Genomic DNA, 20868 nt, shown 5'->3' on the forward strand with positions numbered 1-20868 from the left:
ATTTTATAGGCTAATAGGTTTAGGTAGGCTATACTCAAGTGGATTATAGAAGAATAGAGGGAATCATATGAGACTAACTGTGGAACGGAAATTGCAATTTGCTTTTGGTATTGTCCTCATCTTTTTACTGCTTATTTCAGGGATTGCTATGTACTACTTGAATAATAATAATCAGACATTAGCAGAAATCGAAGACAATACGGAATTAATCCATTTATATCAAGATATCTCGTTCCAAACCGTACGAGCGAATGCGGCTATTCGTGGGTATATGTTATATGGCAAGGAAGAAATGCTCAACAATCATCATGAAATCCGAAATACCTTACATACGTCCATTAATCGACTTCAGGAAATAGGCGATAGTAATCAAGATTTTGATCAATTTTTATCGCAGCTTGACGACTGGGAAAAGGCTATAGATGGACAGATTGTGCCTCTTTATCAACGAGGGGATCACCAGCAAGCACAACAAATGGCTTTACCGATTTTAGGTGAGGGCTCTCAGAAATTGGTTGTCTTTGGAAAAACAATGGCAACAGCTCAGCAAGAAGATATGCTGGCTCATATTGAGGCTACCAAGCAAAAAGGAGAAAGAAGTGGCCTCGAAATTATGATACTAGTGGCTATTTCTCTACTTATAAGCATTATCATCGCAACACTATTCGGTAGACGGATCGCAAAAAATATTCAACAAACAGTGGTTGAAATGGATAAGTTTTCTGAAGGGAATTTGCATACGCATTTACATTTTAAAACCAAGGATGAGTTTGCGCACTTAGCAGATTCCTTCAATAGTATGTCAGAAAAGCTTCGACTGATGATGAAACAAGTCGGAAATTCCTCTGAGCAAGTTGCCGCAACATCCGAACAGCTAACAGCAAGTAGCATGGAGGTTACACAGGCGACAGAGGTGGTAACAGAATCTATTCATGATATTGCACAAGGTATTGATCAGCAGGATACATTAACAGGTGATGTACGAAATTTATCTGCGCATATTTTGAAGAAAATGAATGATATTTCTACAAGCATACAAAGCGTGAATCAAGCAACAGTCAACACGAAAAATATGGCACAAACAGGTCGTTCTTCAGTACATGATGTTACAGCGCAAATGAATGAAATCTCTACTAACACAAGTGAGCTAAATACACGTGTGCAAGATTTAGATGACAATACAGCGGCGATAGTATCAGCAGTAAATGTCATTAAGAGTATAGCGACACAGACCAATTTACTAGCAATCAATGCCTCTATTGAAGCCGCAAGGAGCGGGGAGCATGGGAAAGGCTTTGCGGTAGTGGCAGAGGAAGTCCGCAAGCTAGCAGATGAGTCAAATCTTGCTGCAGTCGATATTGAAAAAGTAGTGGCCCAAATTACAGATAGCACGAGGATTATCGAGGAAGATATGGTGAATAGTAATGATTCTGTCCATGTAGGTCGTGAAAAGGTTAATGTGGCAAGGGATAACTTTATACAAATTGATGATGCCATTAATGATGTACAAGCACAGACCGAGCTAGTAACGGCAGCCATTCAAGCAATTCATCAAGATATTGAAAAGTTAGTGCAGGAAATGGACTATATGAGTGAAGTGTCGATAAAATCAAGCCATCATGTGCAGAGTGTTGCAGCCTCTTCAGAGGAACAAAATGCAGCTATGGAGGAGGTAGCAGCAGCCTCTACCCATCTAGCAAAGATGGCGATAGACTTGCAAGAATCCATTCAATCGTTTAAATACTAAATCTAACTGACCCCTGTCTAGTTACAGGGGTTTTTATTTGTCGGTAAAGCCTGAATAATATGAAAATCGTAAAAATGTTAGAAAAAAATTTTTTCGTCCGATAAAAGCTTTGGGAGAAATGTTAAGCAGATAAAGAGAGGGAGAGGTTTTGAAAAAATCAAAAGGAGATTGATATATGAAGAAACTATTTAGCAGTTTTAAGGGCAAGCTTTATACGCTATTTGCGCTAGTATTACTTATCCCTGTCATATCTGTTGGGAGTTTGTCTTATTTATCTGCAAAAGACTCGATTGAAGAAGAAATCTTATTTAGTGCCAATGAAAGTGTAGGCATTTTAAATAAGCTCATTGACAAAACGATTAGTGAGAAAATGAGTGATATTAATGTATTTAGTAGTGAAATAGATGCGCGCCAATATGAAGAAGCACAAGCTTCGATTGTGGCTAAATTTCAGCAATATACAAAGCTTAATGCTGATGTATTGAGTGTTTATATTGGCATGAATGACGGTCGATTTACACAGGAGCCAAAATTGAATGGTGCAGACTATAATCCATTAGATCGAGATTGGTATAAAGAGGCGACAGCTTTAAAAGGAGAAACCTTAATTACCAACCCATACAAGGATGCGGGGACGGGTGATATGGTAGTAACAGTTGCTAAGCAGACGAAGGATCAGGCTGGGGTTGTGGCAATTGATATTAAATTAACCGATCTTCAAAAAATTGCTGATTCAATTCGAATCGGAAAAAATGGGTATCCTTCTATTTTTGGAGAGGACAAGATGGTCATTTCACATCCTACACTTGAAGCGGGAGGGGAGCTGAAAGAAAGCTTCCTTGATGAAATGTACGAAAGTCCATCAGGTACGTATGAATATGTCTTTAATGGTGATGATCGTCTATTATTCTATACGACAAATGAGCTGACAAATTGGAAAATAACAGGAACGATTTTTGCTAAAGAAATTGATGAGTCTGCTTCCTCAATTTTATACCATACGATTCTAGTCCTTATAGCAGCAATTATCATCAGTTCCATCATTTTTTATTTTGTAATGAGGGCTGTCATTAAACCAATTAAAGCCTTAAAGGATAGTGCTGTTACAATCAGCAAAGGGGATCTCACGGAAATAGTAACGATTACGTCAAAAGATGAGATTGGTCAATTAGGACAAGCCTTTAATGATATGCAAGAAAGCTTACGGACACTAATTCAAAAAATTGAACAAAATGCAGAGGAGGTTGCTTCTTCAGCAGAAGAACTAACTGCCAATGCCAATCAGACAAGCATTGCAACGGAAAAAGTGGCGATTTCCATTCAGGATGTTGCAACAAGCGCTGATTCTCAAACGATGAGTGCCACTAAAAATGCAGCTTCTTTACATGAGCTTTCTACTGCCATTCTGCATATTGCTGAAATCTCTTCGGCAGTGACGGACCTTTCACAGCATGCGACATTACAGGCGGACGAAGGCGGACAAGCTGTCCAAAATACAAAGGATCAAATGCAATCCATTTATTTATCCGTAGCAGACTCCAATGCGAAAATCCAGACATTGCATGAACGCTCTCAGCAAATTACATCCATTTTAGATGTGATTACAAGCATTGCAGATCAAACAAATTTACTTGCTTTAAATGCCGCTATCGAAGCAGCAAGAGCAGGAGAGCATGGGAAAGGCTTTGCAGTCGTGGCAGACGAAGTACGGAAGCTTGCAGAGCAATCACAGGAATCAGCTAAACAAATATTTGAGCTTATCCGAGGGATTCAGCATGAAACGGAGCAATCTGTCAGTATTATGGCGAAGGTTACAGAGGATGTGCAAAGTGGATTGCATATTTCCGATGAAGCCATTGCAAAATTCCAAGTCATTATGACAAGTATGAATGAAATTACCCCTAAAATGGAGGAGGTTTCTTCAGCCTCTGAGCAGATGTCTGCAGGTGTTCAAGAGGTAGCAGCAGTAACCGAAGATTTGGCATTCTCCGCGAAAGGCAATGCAGCGGCGTCTGAGGATGTAGCGGCATCAACAGAGGAGCAATTAGCCTCAATGGAGGAAATCAATGCCTCTGCGCAAGCACTCGCGCATATGGCGGATGAATTAAAGCTACTGATTAGTCAGTTTAAATATTAAAGCACAACGCCACTCCAAATTTGGGGTGGCGTTAAGTGTTGATAAATGCCGTACTAATAGAGCAAAGCAACCGTTTTTATCAAAAAACGCCACTCCAATCTTAGAAGTGGCGTTCAGTATTTTATCGATCTTCTTCTTCCCAACAGTCAGTATTTTTTAAGGTTGGGATTGATTTTGCATAGAAGACAGGATTTTTGCCTGCTCTACGTTGTTCAGTAAAGTCGTCTAGCACAAGGAAGGCAATTTTACCGAGCATCATAATAATGGCGATATTGATAAGCGCCATCAGCCCCATAAAGAGGTCAGCAAGATTCCATACAAGCTGTACTTGTGCGATGGAGCCGAACATAACCATAACTAACACTAAAATTCGATAGCAAAACATCCAAGCTTTATGGGCATCCATAAATTCAATATTGGATTCACCATAATAATAATTACCAATAATCGAACTAAAAGCAAAGAAAATGATGGAGATGGCAATAAAATAAGGAGCCCAATCACCAACATGTACAGCTAAAGAATTTTGCGTCAAAATAATACCATCACTCTCACCTTTATCATATAAGCCCGCTAAAATAATGATAAACGCAGTGGCAGTACAAATCATAATCGTATCAAAAAAGACACCTAAGCTTTGTACAAGTCCTTGCTTAGCAGGATGTGAAGTATTAGCAGTTGCCGCAGCATTCGGCACACTCCCCATCCCTGCTTCATTGGAAAATAAACCGCGACGTACACCCTGCATGATTGCAGCACCAATTGCACCACCAGCAGCTTCCTGTAGGCCAAATGCATGAGTGAAAATTAATGAAAAAACATGGGGAATTTCCGATAAATTGGTCACCACAACAAAAAGAGCAACAAGCAAATAAAAGATGGCCATAACCGGGACAAGAACTTGTGTCACCTTTACAATACGATGGACACCACCAAAAATAATTAAGGCAGTTAAAACGACAAGTATAGCCCCAATAATCTTAGGACTTACATCGAAGGCTTCGCCGACTGAAGTGGCAATTGTGTTAGATTGCACAGCATTAAAAATAAAGCCAAAGCTTAATGTTAATAAAATACTAAAAATAATGCCAAGCTTTCGTTGACCTAACGCTTTCTCCATATAGTAGGCGGGTCCACCACGGAATGTATCGCCATCCTTCACTTTATAGACCTGCGCTAAGGTGCTTTCAATGAAGGCAGTGGCCATCCCTAAAATTGCGATTATCCACATCCAAAATACTGCACCAGGTCCGCCTACACCAATGGCTAAGGCTACCCCTGTAATATTTCCTGTGCCGACACGTGAAGCAGCACTAATGGTAAAGGCCTGGAACGGAGAAACCCCCGAATCGCCCTCTCTTTTTTCTACAATTAAACGAAACATTTCAGGAAAAAGACGAATTTGTACAAACTTCGTACCGAATGAAAAATATAATCCTGCTACTAAAAGTAAGATAATGAGGATATATGTCCATAAAATATTATTTCCGCTATCAACTATCGTTGAGATCCATTCCATAAGTTGTCCTCCTTTCACAATACGCTTTAGTCTACACTGTTTTTTTATATAAAATCAACTTTTTTTAATATAATGAATTATACTAAAATTTTGATATTTCAAATTTATTAATTGTGAAAAATCCTTTTATATATTATTTTCCAAGCGTCATATATTGCTTTTGGAAAATTTTCTTATTTTTGTGTGAGAGAGGCGTATAATAATAGAAAAAAAGGAGTGGTGTAGACATGAAAACAATCGGCTTAATTGGAGGGATGAGCTGGGAGTCATCTGCTGAATATTACAGACTTATCAATGAACAGGTTAAACATAGACTAGGGGGCTTACACTCTGCGAAATGTATTTTGTTTAGTGTAGATTTCCAGCAAATTGAGCATTTTCAAGCTAACGGTGAGTGGGACAAAGCAGGTGAGGTGCTAGCTCAAGCTGCACAAGCACTGGAGCGGGCAGGTGCAGACCTAGTCATCATTTGTACCAATACAATGCATAAGGTCATTGATGTTATCGAGCCTGCTATAACCATTCCTATTTTACATATTGCGGATGCCACAGCTAAGCAAATCAAAGAAGCGGGGCTACAGAAAATAGCGCTTCTTGGCACAAAGTACACGATGGAGCAAGCGTTTTATAAGGCAAGGGTAGAAAGCTTTGGCATAGAGGTGATCGTGCCTGACAGCAACGACCGAATGGAAGTAAACCGAATTATTTACGATGAATTGTGTCTTGGCACCATTGTACCAGCATCTAAAACGTACTATAGCCAAGTGATCGAGGAGCTTGTACATGCGGGGGCACAAGGGGTAATTTTGGGCTGCACGGAAATCGGCTTATTGATTCAGCAGGAGGATGTCAGCATTCCGGTGTTTGATACAACGGCGATCCATGCACAGGCTGCTGTATTAATGGCGATTCAGGAGGAGGCATAATATGCAGGGAAAAGTAAGACAATTGGGCATTGAAATTGGTATGTTACCAGTTGGGCAGAAAAACTGCATCACCGATGTAGAAGGAGTCCAAGTGGGACATGTGACATTGGATGAGCCAATAGATCAGAATGGGGCCTATGCGTGTACAGGCGTTACAGCCATTTTACCGCATGGAGGCAATGTATTTCAGCAAAAGGTAACAGCGGCAAGCTATGTACTAAATGGCTTTGGGAAAACAACGGGACTTGTGCAAGTGAATGAACTAGGTGTACTGGAATCGCCCATTATGTTAACCAATACTTTTGGCGTACCAGCTGTTACACAAGGTACATTAAGCTATATGCTTGATAGGAATGAAGACATTGGACTGACAACAGGAACCATTAATCTCGTTGTAGGCGAGTGTAATGATAGTTATCTTAATTCGATTCGAGCTTGTCCAGTGACACCTGATCATGCCATAGAAGCCATTCGTCAAGCCTCTACAAAGACGGCACAGGAAGGCGCTGTTGGTGCAGGAAAAGGGATGATGTGTTTCGGTTATAAAGGAGGAATTGGTTCTTCCTCTCGCATCGTCAAAGTAGAATCAAATGAAGTGAACTATACAGTAGGCTGTCTAGTTCTTAGTAATTTTGGACAAGGTGGGGAGTTTTTAGCTGAGCATTACAAAGTCTCAACTACGCAAAACCAATCTATCTTATCACCAACAGATGGCTCCATTATCATTGTCCTTGCGACAGATGCCCCACTAAGTAGTCGACAATTGACACGTGTCATTAAACGCTGTGGCATCGGTTTAGGACGGACAGGCAGTCATTTTTCACATGGTAGTGGTGACATTGTGATTGGCTTCACGACGGCACATAGTATTCCTCATACCGCTGATCAGCTTATTGAGACAAGAATTCAGCTTCGTGAGGATCATCCCATCATGAATCAACTGTTTACAGCCGCAGCGGAAGCGACTGAGGAAGCGATACTGAATTCGTTATCGCAGGCACAGACAACAACTGGCCGCAATGGTCATACTGTACAAGCTTACTCCTTTCATCAGGCATAAAAGAAAAAGCCATTGAAACAGCAAATGTGTTTCAATGGCTTTTTTTAGGTAACCAAACAGGATTCGTTAATTTTTTAGCATGAGCGAGCTATAAGATGAATAAAATCCTTAATTAGAGGATATAAGTGTTTTTTTGACCCGTCAATTGCTGGAATATGTATCATTATAAGAGTATATCCATTATTTTGTAATTATTCTTTTTTTATCTAGTCAATGATAGGGAGATGTGATAATATTCAACTTAAAAAACTGAATTATCTAACTATTTAAAGAGGGGGTTCCGTTATTATTAATCTTTTTCAACCAATAGCACCCTCTCTAAATGGAAGCCCCTCGCCATCACCAGTTGTATGTGAAAACAATGAGCCGCTTATCCAGCTTACAGGTGCTCATCCTAGGGTATTTATGAAGCCAATCTACTATCAGCAACAGATTTCTAATAGTTTACGCGTTATTTATGTAAGAGAAGGTGTCTATGAGCGTTTGCAACAGGTATTAACATTATTACCTCAAAAGTATGGCTTATTACTTTATGATGGCTATCGCCCATTTCAAGTACAGCAGTATTTGTTCAGCCATTTTTCTCAGCAATTAGCAAAAAGGATGCCGCAGTTAACACCACAAGAGATTATGCAGGCGACCAAAAAATATGTAGCATTTCCAAGTAAAGATGCAGCCCATTTAGCCCCCCATTTAACAGGGGGTGCCATCGATGTAACACTGGCTGATGTTCATGGTAAAGCCCTCGATCTTGGGACAGCGTTTGATGAAATGAATGAAAAATCAGCGACCCGTTATTTTGAACAGCATACGCAAGAAAATCCGCTTGCCTGTCAGCACCGACGTTTGCTGTATAACTGTATGACACGTGCTGGATTTACGAACTATGCGGAGGAATGGTGGCATTACGATTATGGCAATGTGGCATGGGCTAGACGTGTTTATGCACAGGTAGCTCATTACGGAGCAGTACACGCAACAATTCAAAATCACAATGTAAAGGAGTTTCGATTTCTATGAAAGTTTATATTAGTGCAGATATTGAAGGGATTACAGGTACAACCTCGTGGAGTGAGACCGAGTTAAACGCACCTGACTATCAGTTTTTTCAAAGACAAATGACGCGAGAAGTAGAAGCTGCCATTGAAGGAGCGATAGCAGGGGGAGCAACTGAAATTTTATTAAAGGACGCACATGATTCAGCCCGCAATCTAGACATTTCCAATTTACCAATCAACTGTAAAGTCATCCGTGGCTGGACATATGATCCTATGTGTATGGTAGCAGGTCTCGATCAAAGCTTTGACCGTGCTATTTTTATCGGTTATCACAGCAAGGGTGGCAGTGAGCGCAACCCACTAGCCCACACGCTTTGCACATACGCAGATGTCAAAATCAATGGCGAATATGCGAGCGAATTTCTGATCAATACGTATGCAGCAGCGTTACACGATGTGCCCGTGTCCTTCGTAAGTGGGGATGTGGGGTTGACAGAAGAGATTCAGGCGATAAATGAACACATTGTCACGTTTGCTACAAAGGAAGGCATCGGCAATGCGACGATTAGTGTCAGTCCACAACTAACCATAATGGAAACCAAGCGACTGGTAGAGTCTTCTATGAAGATCCCTCGTGCCGCATTACAGGTAACGTTGCCAGAACACTTTATGGTAGAGATTATTTATCGTGACCATACAAGAGCCTATCGCAATTCATTTTATCCAAATGCCAAATTCAAACCACATAATACCGTGGAGTTCTTGACCCATGATTTTTATGAGGTGCTGCGTGTCCTGCAATTTTTAACATGATGGAAAGGTCTAGTGGGAGCTTTTACATCAAGTGAGGATTTTATTTCTTGAAAGGTGAGAAGTGATCCATTTGGTGAGGGACCCGCTCCTGAAAGTGTGAGAAGTGATCAAAAAAGTGGTGGACCCGCTCACAAAGACAGGAGAAGTGATCAAAAGGTTGAGAGACCCGCTCATAATCACGTGAAAAGTGATCAAAAAATCGAAGAACCCGCTCACATATAGCTGAAAAGCGTTTAATCTAGTTTAACCCCACATAAACGGATAATTAAAAAGCAGTGGGACACGCTGTCTGAGTGGTTTGATAGTTGATAGAACCGATAGATGGTCGAATTAGACAGACCTAGCTTATGTTTGAATGATCCTAGGGAAGGTGCAATCCATCCTACCAATAGGATTTTCATTATAAAAAGATGACTAGGGGGATGCTTGTGAGAAAATATTGGTTGCTGTTCGTATGTCTGGTCGTATTATTTTGTGTAGCCTGTAATGACAAGTCAGCGAGTGAAAAAGCATCAGAATATCGAGTGGTGTATTCAGGGGAAATTAAAACGTTAAATTATTTAAAGACGTCAGAAACAAATGAATTTGCGGTGGCTGCGAATATGGTGGATGGGCTCATTGAATATGACAACTATGGGGTGGTCCAGCCAGGATTAGCGAAAGAGTGGTCCTCGAATGAGGATGCTACGGTGTGGACATTCAAATTGCGTGATGACGCAAAATGGGTAACACATGAGGGCAAGGAATATGCAGCTGTTGTAGCACAAGACTTTGTGGATGGCTTACACTATGTGCTTGATGCTAAAAATGAATCATCGACAGCTTGGATTGCGACGGTGGTGAAAAATGGGGAAGCCTTCTATAATGGCGAGATGAACGATTTCAAGGAAGTAGGCATAAAGGCGCTAGATGAACATACAGTAGAATATACTTTAGAGGCGCCGACACCCTATTTTCTTTCTATGTTGAATTATGTTTGTTTCTTCCCTGTAAATGGCAAGTTCATTGCGGAAAAAGGAGAGGATTTTGGCACAACACGTGAAAACTTCCTCTATAACGGTGCCTATATTTTAGATAAATTTGAGCCACAAAATGAACGCGTTCTTGTGAAAAATGAAACGTACTGGGATAAAGACAAGGTGCTGATTGATCGTATTCGCTATAAATACAATAAAGAAGCGGCAACTGTGGCGCCTGAGCTGTTTTTACGTGGCGAAATCGATTCGGCTAGTATCCCTACCTCTATCATTGATGAATGGTTTAAAGATGAAAAGAAAAAATCTCAGGTTCGTCAAACACAAAATAACTTCTATACCTACTTTTATGCACTCAACTTCAACCCACAGTTTGACGCACAATACGAGCCTGATAACTGGAAAATCGCCGTCAATAATAAAGATTTCCGCAAATCCTTATTCCATGCGCTTGATCGTGTGTCCGCGATGCTAACGGTTGAGCCATATAATCCAGCAGATTTGTTGAGCAATACCATTACACCAAAAAACTTTGTTGATGTGGAAGGCGTGGATTATACACAACTAGCACCACTTACATCCATTTCCAATGAGGATTCCTTCAATAAAGAGCTGGCCCTGGAGTATAAAGAAAAAGCAAAAACCGCATTAGCGGGTAAAGCTACATTCCCTGTGAAAGTATTAATGCCTTATAACGCTGGTATGCCGGATTGGGCTAATCGCTCTCAAGTAGTCGAGCAGCAAATGGAAAAACTACTAGGGACAGATTATGTCGACATTATTGTAGAGGCTGGTCCATCCACAGGCTTCTTATCAGAGGTACGTCGTCCAGGTAAATTTGCACTCTTAGAGGCGAACTGGGGTCCTGACTTTGCAGATCCATCTACGTATACAGATCCTTTCACAGTAGATGGTACTTACAATAAACCAGAATTAGCAGAAGGCTATAAAGAGGCGAATGGTAAAACAACATATCAAAATCTTGTAGATCAAGCGAAAGAAACAATTGACACAGCCAAGCGCTATGAGTTATTTGCGAAGGCAGAAGCATTTTTAATTGATGAAGCCTTTGTTATTCCCTATTCAGTTGGTGGTAGTGGCTATATGGCTTCTAAATTAAATCCATTCGAGGCACAATATTCGCCATTTGGTGTAACGGCAGAGAAATTTAAAGGCCAGCAGGTGTTAGAAAAGCCGATGAGTAATGAAGAATTTAAAAAAGCGCTTGCCGAATGGGAGCAAGAACGTGCGGAAGCACTAGCCAATGCTGAAAAGTAGTAGAATTTCGTAGATGAAAAGGAGATACCGAAAAGAATAGTCGGCATCTCCTTTCGTCTTTTTGACAAAGGAGGATGGCGCGATGTTGCAGTATATAGGAAAACGACTCTTACAATCTGTTTTAACCCTTTTTATTATCATCACCATTGTCTTTTCATTATTACGGCTAATGCCAGAGGAAGGCTATTTAGGAGCGGCAGCCGATAAAATGTCACCTGCTCAGCAGGAAATTTACTTAACAAATCTAGGCTTGCGAGACCCAATGCTCGTCCAACTGGGGAATTTTTACAAGAATTTAATGCAGGGGGATTTGGGCAAATCAGTGACTTATCGTACCGATGTCCCAGTAGTGACGATTATTGCAGATAAAATCACGTATTCTCTGCTCTTTGGTTTAGGAGCCGTCGCTTTATCACTCCTGATTGGTGTGCCGTTAGGAATAATGATGGCCTATCGTAAGGGACGTTGGTTGGATCGACTTGGGACAGGCTACATCGTATTTGTTGTTGCAGTCCCAGCAGCCGTTTATTACTTAGTTATTCAAATGTATATTACAGAACTCTTTCAATTACCGATGCTGTTTGATGAATACAGGCCGGTTACTTGGATTCTTCCACTTACGTCAATGGCATTGGCTCCAACTGCCTCCTACGCGATGTGGATGCGACGCTATATGGTGGATGAACTGAACAAGGACTATATTAAGCTAGCTAGGGCAAAGGGCGTAAAGGAGCGGACATTGATGTTCAAGCATGTATTACGTAATGCCTTTATTCCCATGGCACAATATTTACCTGCAACGATTCTGTTTACGATAACAGGCTCGATCTATATAGAGTCGTTGTATTCCATTCCGGGGATGGGGGGCTTACTTGTGGATGCTATTCAGCGACAGGATAATACGATTGTGCAAGGCCTAGTGTTAGTGTTCTCTTCCCTGGGTATCATTGGTCTTGTTTTGGGGGATATTGCCATGGCACTTGTCGACCCTCGTATTAAATTAGGCAAGGGAGGGGGTGTGCGTTAATGGGGATGTATACAGATGAAATCAATAATATTTCAAATAAATCGCGTGAAACCTTGTTTGAATTTGCTGAAGTAGATGCAAGGCAGGCGGAGGAAACGGGCTATTCAAATTATTCTTATTGGCGGTCTACATGGCAATCCTTTTTGAAAAATCGACTGGCCGTTTTTTTATTAGTTGGGGTGATCATCATTGTTGGCTTTACGATTCTACAACCCTATTTACCAGCGCAAAAATCACCAACTGAAATTTACTTGGATGAACAAACGGGGATGCAGGCACGTAATATGGTACCTAATGCAGAATTTTGGTTTGGTACGAATTCAATTGGTCAGGATTTATGGTCTCGTATTTGGGCAGGCACACGGACATCCCTCTTTATCGGCTGTGTTGTAGCTTTAGTGGAGGCAGTTGTGGGGATTACAATCGGTACGCTGTGGGGCTTTTCAAGGAAATTAGAAGCGCCTATAACACAGCTTTATAATGTTGTCGATAATATCCCCACGACCATTGTGCTCATTTTAATGTCCTATATCTTACGGCCAAGTATTTCAACAATTATTATTGCTATGTGTATTACGGGGTGGGTGGAAATGGCGAGGTTTATCCGCAATCAAATTGTTATTTTGCGTGACCGCGAATACAATCTAGCCTCAAAGTGCTTAGGCACACCTGATTATCGTATTATCCTAAAAAATCTATTACCTTATTTAATTTCTGTCATTATGCTACGCATGAGCTTAGCGATACCCTTTGCAATTGGGGCCGAAGTCTTTTTAACGTATATCGGCTTAGGGCTTCCGATCAGTGAGCCATCCTTAGGAAATTTAATTAATGAAGGACGTGTCCTTATGATGTCACCAGATCTACGTTATCAGCTTATTTTCCCAAGTATTGTACTAAGCGTTATTACGATCGCATTTTATATTATTGGTAATTCCTTTGCAGATGCAGCAGATCCGAAAAACCATGTATAAGGAGAGGAAGCGAGTGACATTGAAAAAATCACGCATATTAGGCATTCAAAATTTAGTGATTCAGTTTACGCTACGTGGTCGAGTTTTAACAGCGATTCGCGATATTTCACTCGACCTCTACAAGGGAGAAAGTTTAGCCATTGTGGGCGAATCAGGTTCGGGTAAATCCGTGCTGATGAAATCCATTATGGGCTTGCTTGATAAAAATGGTCGCATTAAGCAGGGACAAATTATTTACAATGCACAGGATTTAGGCAAGTTCACAACAGAGCAAGAATGGCTAGGGATTCGTGGCAAGGAAATAGCGATGGTGACACAGGATCCGATGACATCGTTAAACCCGCTCAAAACCATTGGAAAGCAAATTGAAGAATGTGTGGTTATGCATCAGGGCTTAAGAGGCAAGGAAGCCTATGCGGAAACACTAAAGCTGTTAACAGATGTCGGCATTACCGATGTGCAAAAGCGCTATAAGCAATACCCACATGAATTTTCAGGAGGGATGCGCCAACGCATCGTTATTGCGATTGCTATTGCCTGTAAGCCGAATATTTTAATATGTGATGAGCCAACGACAGCTTTGGATGTAACCATTCAGGCACAAATTTTACAGCTCTTAAAAAGTCTTCAGCAAAAATACGACTTAACAATCGTCTATATTACGCATGATTTAGGTGTAGTCGCAAAAGTGGCTGACCGTATTGCCGTAATGTACGCGGGCGATGTCATCGAGGTTGGGGAAACACATGAAATTTTCTTTCATAGCAGGCATCCTTATACGTGGGCGCTGATTTCCTCCTTACCACAGCTTGGCTCAAAGGGAGAACAATTGTATTCCATTAAGGGCACGCCTCCTAATCTATTTCAAGAAATCAAAGGTGATGGTTTTGCGCCACGCAATCCATATGCACTAAAAATTGACTTTATCGAGCGACCTCCTTTTTTTCAGGTCAGTGATACTCATTATGCGCGAACATGGTTGTTAGATCCACTGGCGCCAAAGGTAGAGCCTCCAGCAGCCTTACAAGCATTTTTTGCAGAGGGGAGGCAGTATGCGAATGACTGATAAAGAGGTGCTCGTAGAAGTAAAAAATTTATCTGTTGTTTTTGGCAAAGGAAAAAATAAGTTTACAGCCATTGATGATGTCAGCTTTCAAATTTTTAAAGGCGAAACATTTGGCATTGTAGGTGAATCAGGCTCAGGGAAGACAACGATTGGTCGAGCGATTATGCGCATCAATGAGGTCACAGAGGGACAAATTTTGTACCATGGCAAAAGTATTCAGGGGAAAATACCTAAAGATTGGGATAGAGAAATTACGCAAAAAATCCAAATGATATTCCAGGACCCTATGGCATCTTTAAATGAACGAGCAAAAGTAGATTATATTGTCTCAGAGGGCTTATACCCTTCGAAAAAATATAAAGATGAGGCAGATCGACAACAAAAGGTGCGCGATGCGTTATTGAACGTTGGGCTACTTCCAGAGTTCTCAAGCCGCTTTCCGCATGAGTTTTCAGGAGGTCAACGCCAACGTATTGGTATTGCTCGGGCTTTAGTGATGGAGCCTGAATTTATTATTGCAGATGAGCCAATATCTGCCTTGGACGTGTCCATTCGAGCGCAAGTATTAAATTTATTAGCAAGCCTTCAACAGCAAAATCATTTAACGTTTTTATTTATTACCCATGATTTATCGATTGTCCGTTTTATTACGGATCGTACGGCGGTCATTTATAAGGGGAAAATTGTGGAGCTAGCGGAAACAGAAAAGCTTTTTGCTCATCCGCTGCATCCTTACACAAGGGCTTTGTTATCAGCAGTACCAGAGCCAAATCCCTATAAGGAGCGGGAGAAAGTTGTAGAAGTGTATGATCCGTCACAGCATCGTTATGATGAGAACCCCCCCTCATTTGTTGAAATAGAGGAAGGTCATTTTATTTTAGCTAATGAAGAGGAACTTGCCGAGTATCGTACTTCACTGAAAAGGGAGGAAAAGATATGATTTGTCCAAAGGCATTGAAAAAGGGTGACACAATTGGTCTTATTAGTGCTTCTGGAGCAACGCCACCTGAAAAGCTGCAACCTGCTATTGCTAGTATCGAAAAGCTAGGGCTCAATGTAGTCGTTGGGGAGACCTGTCACGCAAGACATGGCTATTTAGCAGGCACAGATGATTTACGGGTAGCAGATGTTCATCGTATGTTTGGTGATCCAATGATTGATGGCATTTTTTGTATACGTGGGGGTTATGGTGCGACGAAAATTCTAGCCCAATTAGACTTTGATTTGATAAGTGCCAATCCAAAAGTATTTGCTGGCTATAGTGATGTGACCGCTCTACATATAGCTTTTAATCAGCTATGTGGCTTTGTAACCTATCATACGCCGATGCCATCCACAGAATTTATTAGACAGGAGATGGATGACTATACTTGGCAGTCGTTCATTCAGCTGATTATGGAGAATGAAAGAAAGGCGTACTACTTAAAAAATCCTTCTCACCAGCCTATGTCCACACTGGTTCCTGGGAGCGCTTCAGGTCAACTCATCGGTGGCAACTTGACATTAGTGACAGCTTCACTAGGCACACCCTATGAAATTGATACACGAGGTAAGATTCTGTTTTTAGAAGATATCGATGAAACGGAGCAACGGGTGGATCGTATGCTGACACAATTAAAACTGGCAGGAAAGCTAGATGATGTGGCAGGCATTTTATTGGGCGCTTGGACAAATTGCGAACCTGAAAATCCCGAGCAGCCAGCACACAGCTTATCATTACAAACTATTTTTCAAGAAATTCTAATGCCTTTAGGGAAGCCTATTATTGCTGATTTGGCATGTGGTCATTGTTTACCAACGATGTCGCTTCCTTTAGGAAGAACCATCAAGATGGATGCGGACAATCAGCGTATCCATGTAGTTGGATAGGTGGTCTATGGAGCAGAGAATTACGACACTTATTCAAGAATCGCCCTACAAGGTACATTTGTTTATTAAAAATTTAACAACGAATCAGTTACTCATTGGTCATCAGCTAGAGGCTTCATTTTCAAGTGCTAGTTTAATCAAAGTGCCGATTCTGTTAGCCTTGCTCTCACATATAGAGAAAAACAAATTATCACTTGATTCTACGCTTATGATTTCACCAGCTGATTGGGTGGATTTTAGTGTGATTAGTGAACAAAGGCTTACACAAAGCACTTTCTATGATCTGCTAGTATGGATGATTATTACAAGCGATAATACAGCCACGAACGTCTTAATCAATGTAGTTGGCATGGCATATTTGAATGACTATTTTCAGCATATCGGTTTACAGGATACATTGCTACAGCGAAAAATGATGGATGTGGATCGGCTAGCAAAGGGCATAGATAATCGCACATCAGCAAGGGATATGGCGCATCTTTATACACGTATCTATCAGCAAGAGCTTTTATCACCTCCTTACAATAAGCTAGTCATTGATATTTTAAGCCGTCAGCGTGTACATGACTCCCTAAAGCGCTATCTAATAGATGATGTGAGGCTGGCACATAAAACAGGCGGACTGGATACCATCGATCATGATGTAGGGATATTTTACACGAATGCAGTCGATTATAGTATGGGTGTTTTTATAACAAATGTAACGGACAATGATCAGGCGCGCCAACTCATTGGTCGTCTATCGAAAGTTGTCTATGACCAGCTAGTGAAGCGGAAGGGGGAGAAGGATGAAGGCTATCGTTACAGCCATGATTGCTAGCCTGCATGCCATGCCAGATAAAGCTTCTGAATTAGTCGATGAAGTGCTTTATGGGATGACCGTCGAGATCATCAGGGATGTCAATGACGCATGGGTTTCTATTCGAACGGCCTATCGTTACGAGGGGTATTGTCAGAAGGCAGATTTACTACAAGAGGAGGCTCTTGCGTCTACATGGCAACAAGAGGCACAGTATGTAATCTGTCAAAGCTTTGCAGATGTTTTGCAGCAGCCACGTATTCAAAGTACAAAGCTGCTAACGCTTGTTAGAGGCTCTTCCATTCGTGTCATGTCAGACGATGCAGTACCTGAAGAATGGTCAGCCGTACAGCTAGTGGCAGGGCAAATAGGGTACGTTCGAACAAAATGGCTACAGCCTAAAATAACAGTACAGTCATTATCAGAGAAGCAGTTCCGAGAAAATGTGGTGGACACAGCGCTTAGCTATTTAACGGCTCCTTATCGATGGGGTGGCAAATCGCCAGTAGGTATTGATTGCTCTGGTCTATGTTCGATGGCCTATATGTTAAACGGTGTCTATATTTATCGTGATGCCCGAATAGTAGAGGGCTTTCCTATCGTTAACATAGACCAAGACCAAATGCAGATGGGTGATTTAATCTATTTTCCAGGCCATATTGCTTTATACATGGGCGATGATTTGTATGTCCATTCATCGTTAGGTGGGAATGAAGTAACGATTAATAGTTTAGATGCCAAACATCCCCTCTATCGACAGGATTTAGCCACGACCATACTAGCAGTAGGTACTTTATATAACTCACAGAAGGACTAGTTAAGCTTTTTTAAAGGTCAGTCCCATTTTGAGGATGATAAATGTACTGAGATGGACCAGTACTAACACGATGAACTGCCATAGCCCAATTAAAAATGTACTCATGCATAAATCAAAGACTGCTTCACCTGGAGGCATATCTGGATAGGGCTCTAGTTGCCCGTAATGCCACACAAAATAACAGGCTATAGAAGTGGCTTGTCCGGCATAGATAAAGCTCCAATGGATAGAAGCTGCTACTCTTGGCCAACTACAACATAGTAAGAGGTTCGATAAAATAATAAGAGTGGGCAAAATAATAAGATAAAAGGAACCCTCTGCTATTTTTGTTATGAAATATAGGTTGTAGCTAAGCTGAATCAATGGCAATAGCACAAGGTTAACGGCGAGAAGACTGAGCAATTGTGTACGCTTCACTGTGTTCCTATCCTTTCCGTATTTTTACACTAAGACGTTTTGACAAACGAATTAGTTTCATGAGAAAAAACGTCCATACTCCTAGATGAGTCATGGACGTTTTGTGTTAATAATGATAAATATTGAGTTGCTGGCCTGCTTCAAGTCGTTCTGTTCGAAGCTGATTCCATTGCTTAAGTGATGTCACTTTCACATTATAGGCTTCGGCAATCTTCATAAGTGAATCGCCATCAGCCACCGTGATGGTTTTCTTATCTTTTACAGGACTATCATATTGTTGAAGGTCATATTTTGCGATCAATGTATTTAATTTTTCATTGTAAGCCGAATCAGTTGCATAGGAGCCTGTTAAAAACTTGGTCGCATCTGTATAGGTAGTTGTGTTGCTTTTGAAAACGCCTGCGTAAAAATCTTTATTCCATGAAACGCCATTACGCATTAATTTTACATAATCCTGCATGGATGCTTCATAGGAAGGGTATTTGCGGAAGTCAGCCATGATGGTAGAAAGGTTGCCTGACCCATCATCCTCTGTGGTTTCGAGTGTGACGGAATTATTTTGGTAGCTACCTTTCATTCCAAAAAGATTATAATTAGGGGCAGAGCCAAGTCCACTTTGCCCATGCTCACTTTCTAGAATCGCCTGGGCTATCATCACGGATGCATATAAGTCATTGTCAGCACCAAGATCTCGTGCGGTCTCTGCAATCTCACCGATAAACTCTTCCACACTTGGACGATCATCAATAACCACAGACTCTTCTCTTTCAGTCGTATTAAATAACTGTGTCACCATATAAAACGAAATACAAATAACGACAACGGCAATCATAAGTCCTTTAAAAAAGTTTAGCACGTATTTCATTGTAGCTGGATGTTGGTCGTGACCACATCTCCCTCCCTTCTATTAAAAGTTTAGCTATCTCTCATTATTACAGAGAGTGAAAGAGATGTATAGTTGAATAGACTTCATCATTCATAGAACGTTTCTTGCCTTAATTAGTTCCTAAATCTATCTTAAAATTCTGAGACATAAATTGTTTGAATCTCTCAAAATATCGCTCGGACGCTTCCCATTGAATCGTGTTTAAATAAGATAGCTCTTGTCGACCAAAAACGTTAGGAGGCTGATAGTGGCGAGCAACATAGGATTGATTTTCGAGCGTATAAAAATAATACGCTTCATCAGGCGTCATAATTTCAATGCGAGCATGTATCCTATCGCCTTCATCATCCAAATAGGTTTGACGGAAGCTATAGCATTTGGAACCATCCCACAATCCATCATGTTCATCGTCTAAATCCAGAATCGCAGGATGCTGAAGAATTTGTTGTACATCTCGCACCTCGATACTGTGCAAGTAAAGTTCTGCTACATTGATGCAGGTTAACAACATCAGCCAGTGCTGTTGTAAATCCACTAAATCCTCCTGGGAAGATGCTGTAATATCCCACCATTCAGCTTCTTCATCTAGTGCTTTTGTCAAGAGAGAGACGGATTGATCCTCATTAAGCCAAATAAAATAATGACACTGCGAGGTCAATATATAAATACTATCATTGCGTACATCTTCATCAGCATTGGTATGTGCGCGTTGGATCATAAAATAAACATCCTGTTCCGTCAAATCGAAAGAAGGTTTGTCAGGTGTCATCAGAATACACGAAGTCAGTTTCAGTATGTTTTCCGCATTGATCGAATGGTGCGTGAAATAAATAGGAGCTGCTATTGTCCTTTGAGGAACGCTTGTAAATTGAGTGAGTGCAGAACGCCCTTGTTTTAGAATTTCCACGAGTGAAGTGAAGGAAAAGCCGATGTCATCCTCATCCTCAGGTAAAAATATCTCGTCTACTAATACATCTTCAATACGGATAGGGAGCTCCTGAAAAACGCCATCTCCGTGCCATATATTTACGATACAAGGAATCGACTTCTGACCCTTTACGTTGATGCGATACTCATCATCCTGAACCAATATTGCTGCCTGAAGATTGCCATTAACGATCATTTCGCCATGGTTGTAGGAGCCACATAATATATTCTCGACTGTCAGATGCCCGTGCACATAGATTTCCTGACCACCTACAGCTATATTTTTAGCGAGTACATTGCCCATCACTATCAGTCCAATTGCCCCATCTGTCTCTAAATTATAGAGGGTGTCTACGGTTAGATGACCATTGATGAAAATGAGAATGGTCTTGTCCTGTTGTGGGAATGGCATATCCCAGTCCAAATCAAGAGAGGGAAGTGTTAAATCCCCCTCATAGTACGCTACTAGATCATCTTCACTAAAATCCTTGTAAAACTTTGCCCACCAAGAGTCTGCTGGAAACCTTTTTGCTAGTTGTGAAATCGCCAAAAACTGAAAGCCATTATGCATAGGTCACGACCTCTCTACTACAATTTTTATTATTTTCTCACAGCTAGTAATTGGCAGTCAATT

At 41.0% G+C, this 20868-nt stretch carries 18 protein-coding genes; 14 read left to right on the forward strand and 4 right to left on the reverse strand.

What is annotated here, in order from left to right; all coding sequences use genetic code 11:
* The first annotated feature begins 67 nt into the window (after positions 1-67).
* Both PSR12_RS08505 and PSR12_RS08510 read left to right on the forward strand, forming a co-directional pair.
* A complete protein-coding gene (locus PSR12_RS08505) occupies positions 68-1747 on the forward strand; it encodes a methyl-accepting chemotaxis protein (protein WP_274772645.1) in 1680 nt (559 codons plus the stop codon).
* Between the two features lie 175 nt (positions 1748-1922).
* On the forward strand, positions 1923-3884 hold the full coding sequence (locus tag PSR12_RS08510) for a methyl-accepting chemotaxis protein (RefSeq protein ID WP_274772647.1): 1962 nt from the start codon (positions 1923-1925) through the stop codon (positions 3882-3884).
* 121 nt (positions 3885-4005) lie between these two features.
* Here the strand turns inward: PSR12_RS08510 and PSR12_RS08515 are convergent, their stop codons facing one another.
* Entirely contained in the window at positions 4006-5403 is a 1398-nt protein-coding gene (locus PSR12_RS08515) for an alanine/glycine:cation symporter family protein (protein ID WP_221680804.1), read from the reverse strand.
* Between the two features lie 227 nt (positions 5404-5630).
* Between PSR12_RS08515 and PSR12_RS08520 the strand changes: the two genes are divergently transcribed.
* The 12 genes from PSR12_RS08520 to PSR12_RS08575 all read left to right on the forward strand — a co-directional run bounded on the left by PSR12_RS08520 (position 5631) and on the right by PSR12_RS08575 (position 18004).
* Complete coding sequence (locus PSR12_RS08520; RefSeq protein WP_257521841.1) at positions 5631-6329, forward strand: aspartate/glutamate racemase family protein; 699 nt, start codon at positions 5631-5633, stop codon at positions 6327-6329.
* Position 6330: 1 nt separating this feature from the next.
* Entirely contained in the window at positions 6331-7389 is a 1059-nt protein-coding gene (locus PSR12_RS08525) for a DmpA family aminopeptidase (RefSeq protein WP_274772651.1), read from the forward strand.
* Between the two features lie 405 nt (positions 7390-7794).
* The gene (locus PSR12_RS08530; protein WP_263082417.1) at positions 7795-8409 is read left to right on the forward strand and encodes a M15 family metallopeptidase; all 615 of its coding nucleotides are present in this window, start codon (positions 7795-7797) and stop codon (positions 8407-8409) included.
* Positions 8406-9200, forward strand: a complete 795-nt coding sequence (locus PSR12_RS08535) for a M55 family metallopeptidase (protein WP_004229439.1) — start codon at positions 8406-8408, stop codon at positions 9198-9200. The genes PSR12_RS08530 and PSR12_RS08535 overlap by 4 nt, the downstream gene beginning before the upstream one ends.
* 422 nt (positions 9201-9622) lie before the next feature.
* On the forward strand, positions 9623-11452 hold the full coding sequence (locus PSR12_RS08540; RefSeq protein ID WP_257521843.1) for a peptide ABC transporter substrate-binding protein: 1830 nt from the start codon (positions 9623-9625) through the stop codon (positions 11450-11452).
* A gap of 82 nt (positions 11453-11534) precedes the next feature.
* Positions 11535-12479, forward strand: coding sequence for an ABC transporter permease (locus PSR12_RS08545; RefSeq protein ID WP_221680810.1), 945 nt, complete (start codon positions 11535-11537; stop codon positions 12477-12479).
* Complete coding sequence (locus PSR12_RS08550) at positions 12479-13453, forward strand: ABC transporter permease (RefSeq protein ID WP_257521844.1); 975 nt, start codon at positions 12479-12481, stop codon at positions 13451-13453. Before PSR12_RS08545 ends, PSR12_RS08550 begins: the two co-directional genes overlap by 1 nt.
* Positions 13446-14519 carry an ABC transporter ATP-binding protein gene (locus PSR12_RS08555; RefSeq protein ID WP_221680812.1) on the forward strand — a complete coding sequence of 358 codons (1074 nt, stop codon included), beginning with the start codon at positions 13446-13448 and terminating at the stop codon, positions 14517-14519. Before PSR12_RS08550 ends, PSR12_RS08555 begins: the two co-directional genes overlap by 8 nt.
* The gene (locus PSR12_RS08560) at positions 14512-15459 is read left to right on the forward strand and encodes an ATP-binding cassette domain-containing protein (RefSeq protein ID WP_274772657.1); all 948 of its coding nucleotides are present in this window, start codon (positions 14512-14514) and stop codon (positions 15457-15459) included. Before PSR12_RS08555 ends, PSR12_RS08560 begins: the two co-directional genes overlap by 8 nt.
* Positions 15456-16388, forward strand: a complete 933-nt coding sequence (locus tag PSR12_RS08565) for a S66 peptidase family protein (protein WP_221680814.1) — start codon at positions 15456-15458, stop codon at positions 16386-16388. The genes PSR12_RS08560 and PSR12_RS08565 overlap by 4 nt, the downstream gene beginning before the upstream one ends.
* A gap of 7 nt (positions 16389-16395) precedes the next feature.
* The gene (locus PSR12_RS08570) at positions 16396-17208 is read left to right on the forward strand and encodes a serine hydrolase (protein ID WP_274772660.1); all 813 of its coding nucleotides are present in this window, start codon (positions 16396-16398) and stop codon (positions 17206-17208) included.
* Entirely contained in the window at positions 17177-18004 is an 828-nt protein-coding gene (locus tag PSR12_RS08575) for a C40 family peptidase (RefSeq protein WP_221680816.1), read from the forward strand. Before PSR12_RS08570 ends, PSR12_RS08575 begins: the two co-directional genes overlap by 32 nt.
* Here the strand turns inward: PSR12_RS08575 and PSR12_RS08580 are convergent, their stop codons facing one another.
* From PSR12_RS08580 to PSR12_RS08590, 3 genes are all read right to left on the reverse strand, one after another.
* The gene (locus tag PSR12_RS08580; RefSeq protein ID WP_221680817.1) at positions 18005-18421 is read right to left on the reverse strand and encodes a hypothetical protein; all 417 of its coding nucleotides are present in this window, start codon (positions 18419-18421) and stop codon (positions 18005-18007) included.
* 106 nt (positions 18422-18527) lie between these two features.
* Positions 18528-19286, reverse strand: coding sequence for a glucosaminidase domain-containing protein (locus tag PSR12_RS08585; RefSeq protein ID WP_048390248.1), 759 nt, complete (start codon positions 19284-19286; stop codon positions 18528-18530).
* A 130-nt stretch (positions 19287-19416) separates the two neighbouring features.
* Positions 19417-20805 (reverse strand): hypothetical protein, encoded by a 1389-nt coding sequence (locus tag PSR12_RS08590; RefSeq protein ID WP_274772665.1) that lies wholly within the window; start codon positions 20803-20805, stop codon positions 19417-19419.
* Positions 20806-20868: the final 63 nt, after the last annotated feature.

Origin of the sequence: Lysinibacillus sp. G01H, assembly GCF_028872195.1 — a bacterium.
In the GTDB taxonomy this organism is placed as follows: domain Bacteria; phylum Bacillota; class Bacilli; order Bacillales_A; family Planococcaceae; genus Lysinibacillus; species Lysinibacillus capsici.

Excerpts from the sequence above, each read along its gene's own strand:
- PSR12_RS08535 (WP_004229439.1), top strand. The coding sequence starts at position 8,406 with ATGAAAGTTTATATTAGTGCAGATATTGAAGGGATTACAGGTACAACC.
- PSR12_RS08510 (WP_274772647.1), top strand. The coding sequence starts at position 1,923 with ATGAAGAAACTATTTAGCAGTTTTAAGGGCAAGCTTTATACGCTATTT.
- PSR12_RS08590 (WP_274772665.1), bottom strand. The coding sequence starts at position 20,805 with ATGCATAATGGCTTTCAGTTTTTGGCGATTTCACAACTAGCAAAAAGG.
- PSR12_RS08585 (WP_048390248.1), bottom strand. The coding sequence starts at position 19,286 with ATGAAATACGTGCTAAACTTTTTTAAAGGACTTATGATTGCCGTTGTC.
- PSR12_RS08540 (WP_257521843.1), top strand. The coding sequence starts at position 9,623 with ATGCTTGTGAGAAAATATTGGTTGCTGTTCGTATGTCTGGTCGTATTA.
- PSR12_RS08515 (WP_221680804.1), bottom strand. The coding sequence starts at position 5,403 with ATGGAATGGATCTCAACGATAGTTGATAGCGGAAATAATATTTTATGG.
- PSR12_RS08550 (WP_257521844.1), top strand. The coding sequence starts at position 12,479 with ATGGGGATGTATACAGATGAAATCAATAATATTTCAAATAAATCGCGT.
- PSR12_RS08520 (WP_257521841.1), top strand. The coding sequence starts at position 5,631 with ATGAAAACAATCGGCTTAATTGGAGGGATGAGCTGGGAGTCATCTGCT.
- PSR12_RS08570 (WP_274772660.1), top strand. The coding sequence starts at position 16,396 with ATGGAGCAGAGAATTACGACACTTATTCAAGAATCGCCCTACAAGGTA.
- PSR12_RS08555 (WP_221680812.1), top strand. The coding sequence starts at position 13,446 with ATGTATAAGGAGAGGAAGCGAGTGACATTGAAAAAATCACGCATATTA.
- PSR12_RS08530 (WP_263082417.1), top strand. The coding sequence starts at position 7,795 with ATGAAGCCAATCTACTATCAGCAACAGATTTCTAATAGTTTACGCGTT.
- PSR12_RS08545 (WP_221680810.1), top strand. The coding sequence starts at position 11,535 with ATGTTGCAGTATATAGGAAAACGACTCTTACAATCTGTTTTAACCCTT.
- PSR12_RS08525 (WP_274772651.1), top strand. The coding sequence starts at position 6,331 with ATGCAGGGAAAAGTAAGACAATTGGGCATTGAAATTGGTATGTTACCA.
- PSR12_RS08560 (WP_274772657.1), top strand. The coding sequence starts at position 14,512 with ATGACTGATAAAGAGGTGCTCGTAGAAGTAAAAAATTTATCTGTTGTT.
- PSR12_RS08505 (WP_274772645.1), top strand. The coding sequence starts at position 68 with ATGAGACTAACTGTGGAACGGAAATTGCAATTTGCTTTTGGTATTGTC.
- PSR12_RS08565 (WP_221680814.1), top strand. The coding sequence starts at position 15,456 with ATGATTTGTCCAAAGGCATTGAAAAAGGGTGACACAATTGGTCTTATT.
- PSR12_RS08575 (WP_221680816.1), top strand. The coding sequence starts at position 17,177 with ATGAAGGCTATCGTTACAGCCATGATTGCTAGCCTGCATGCCATGCCA.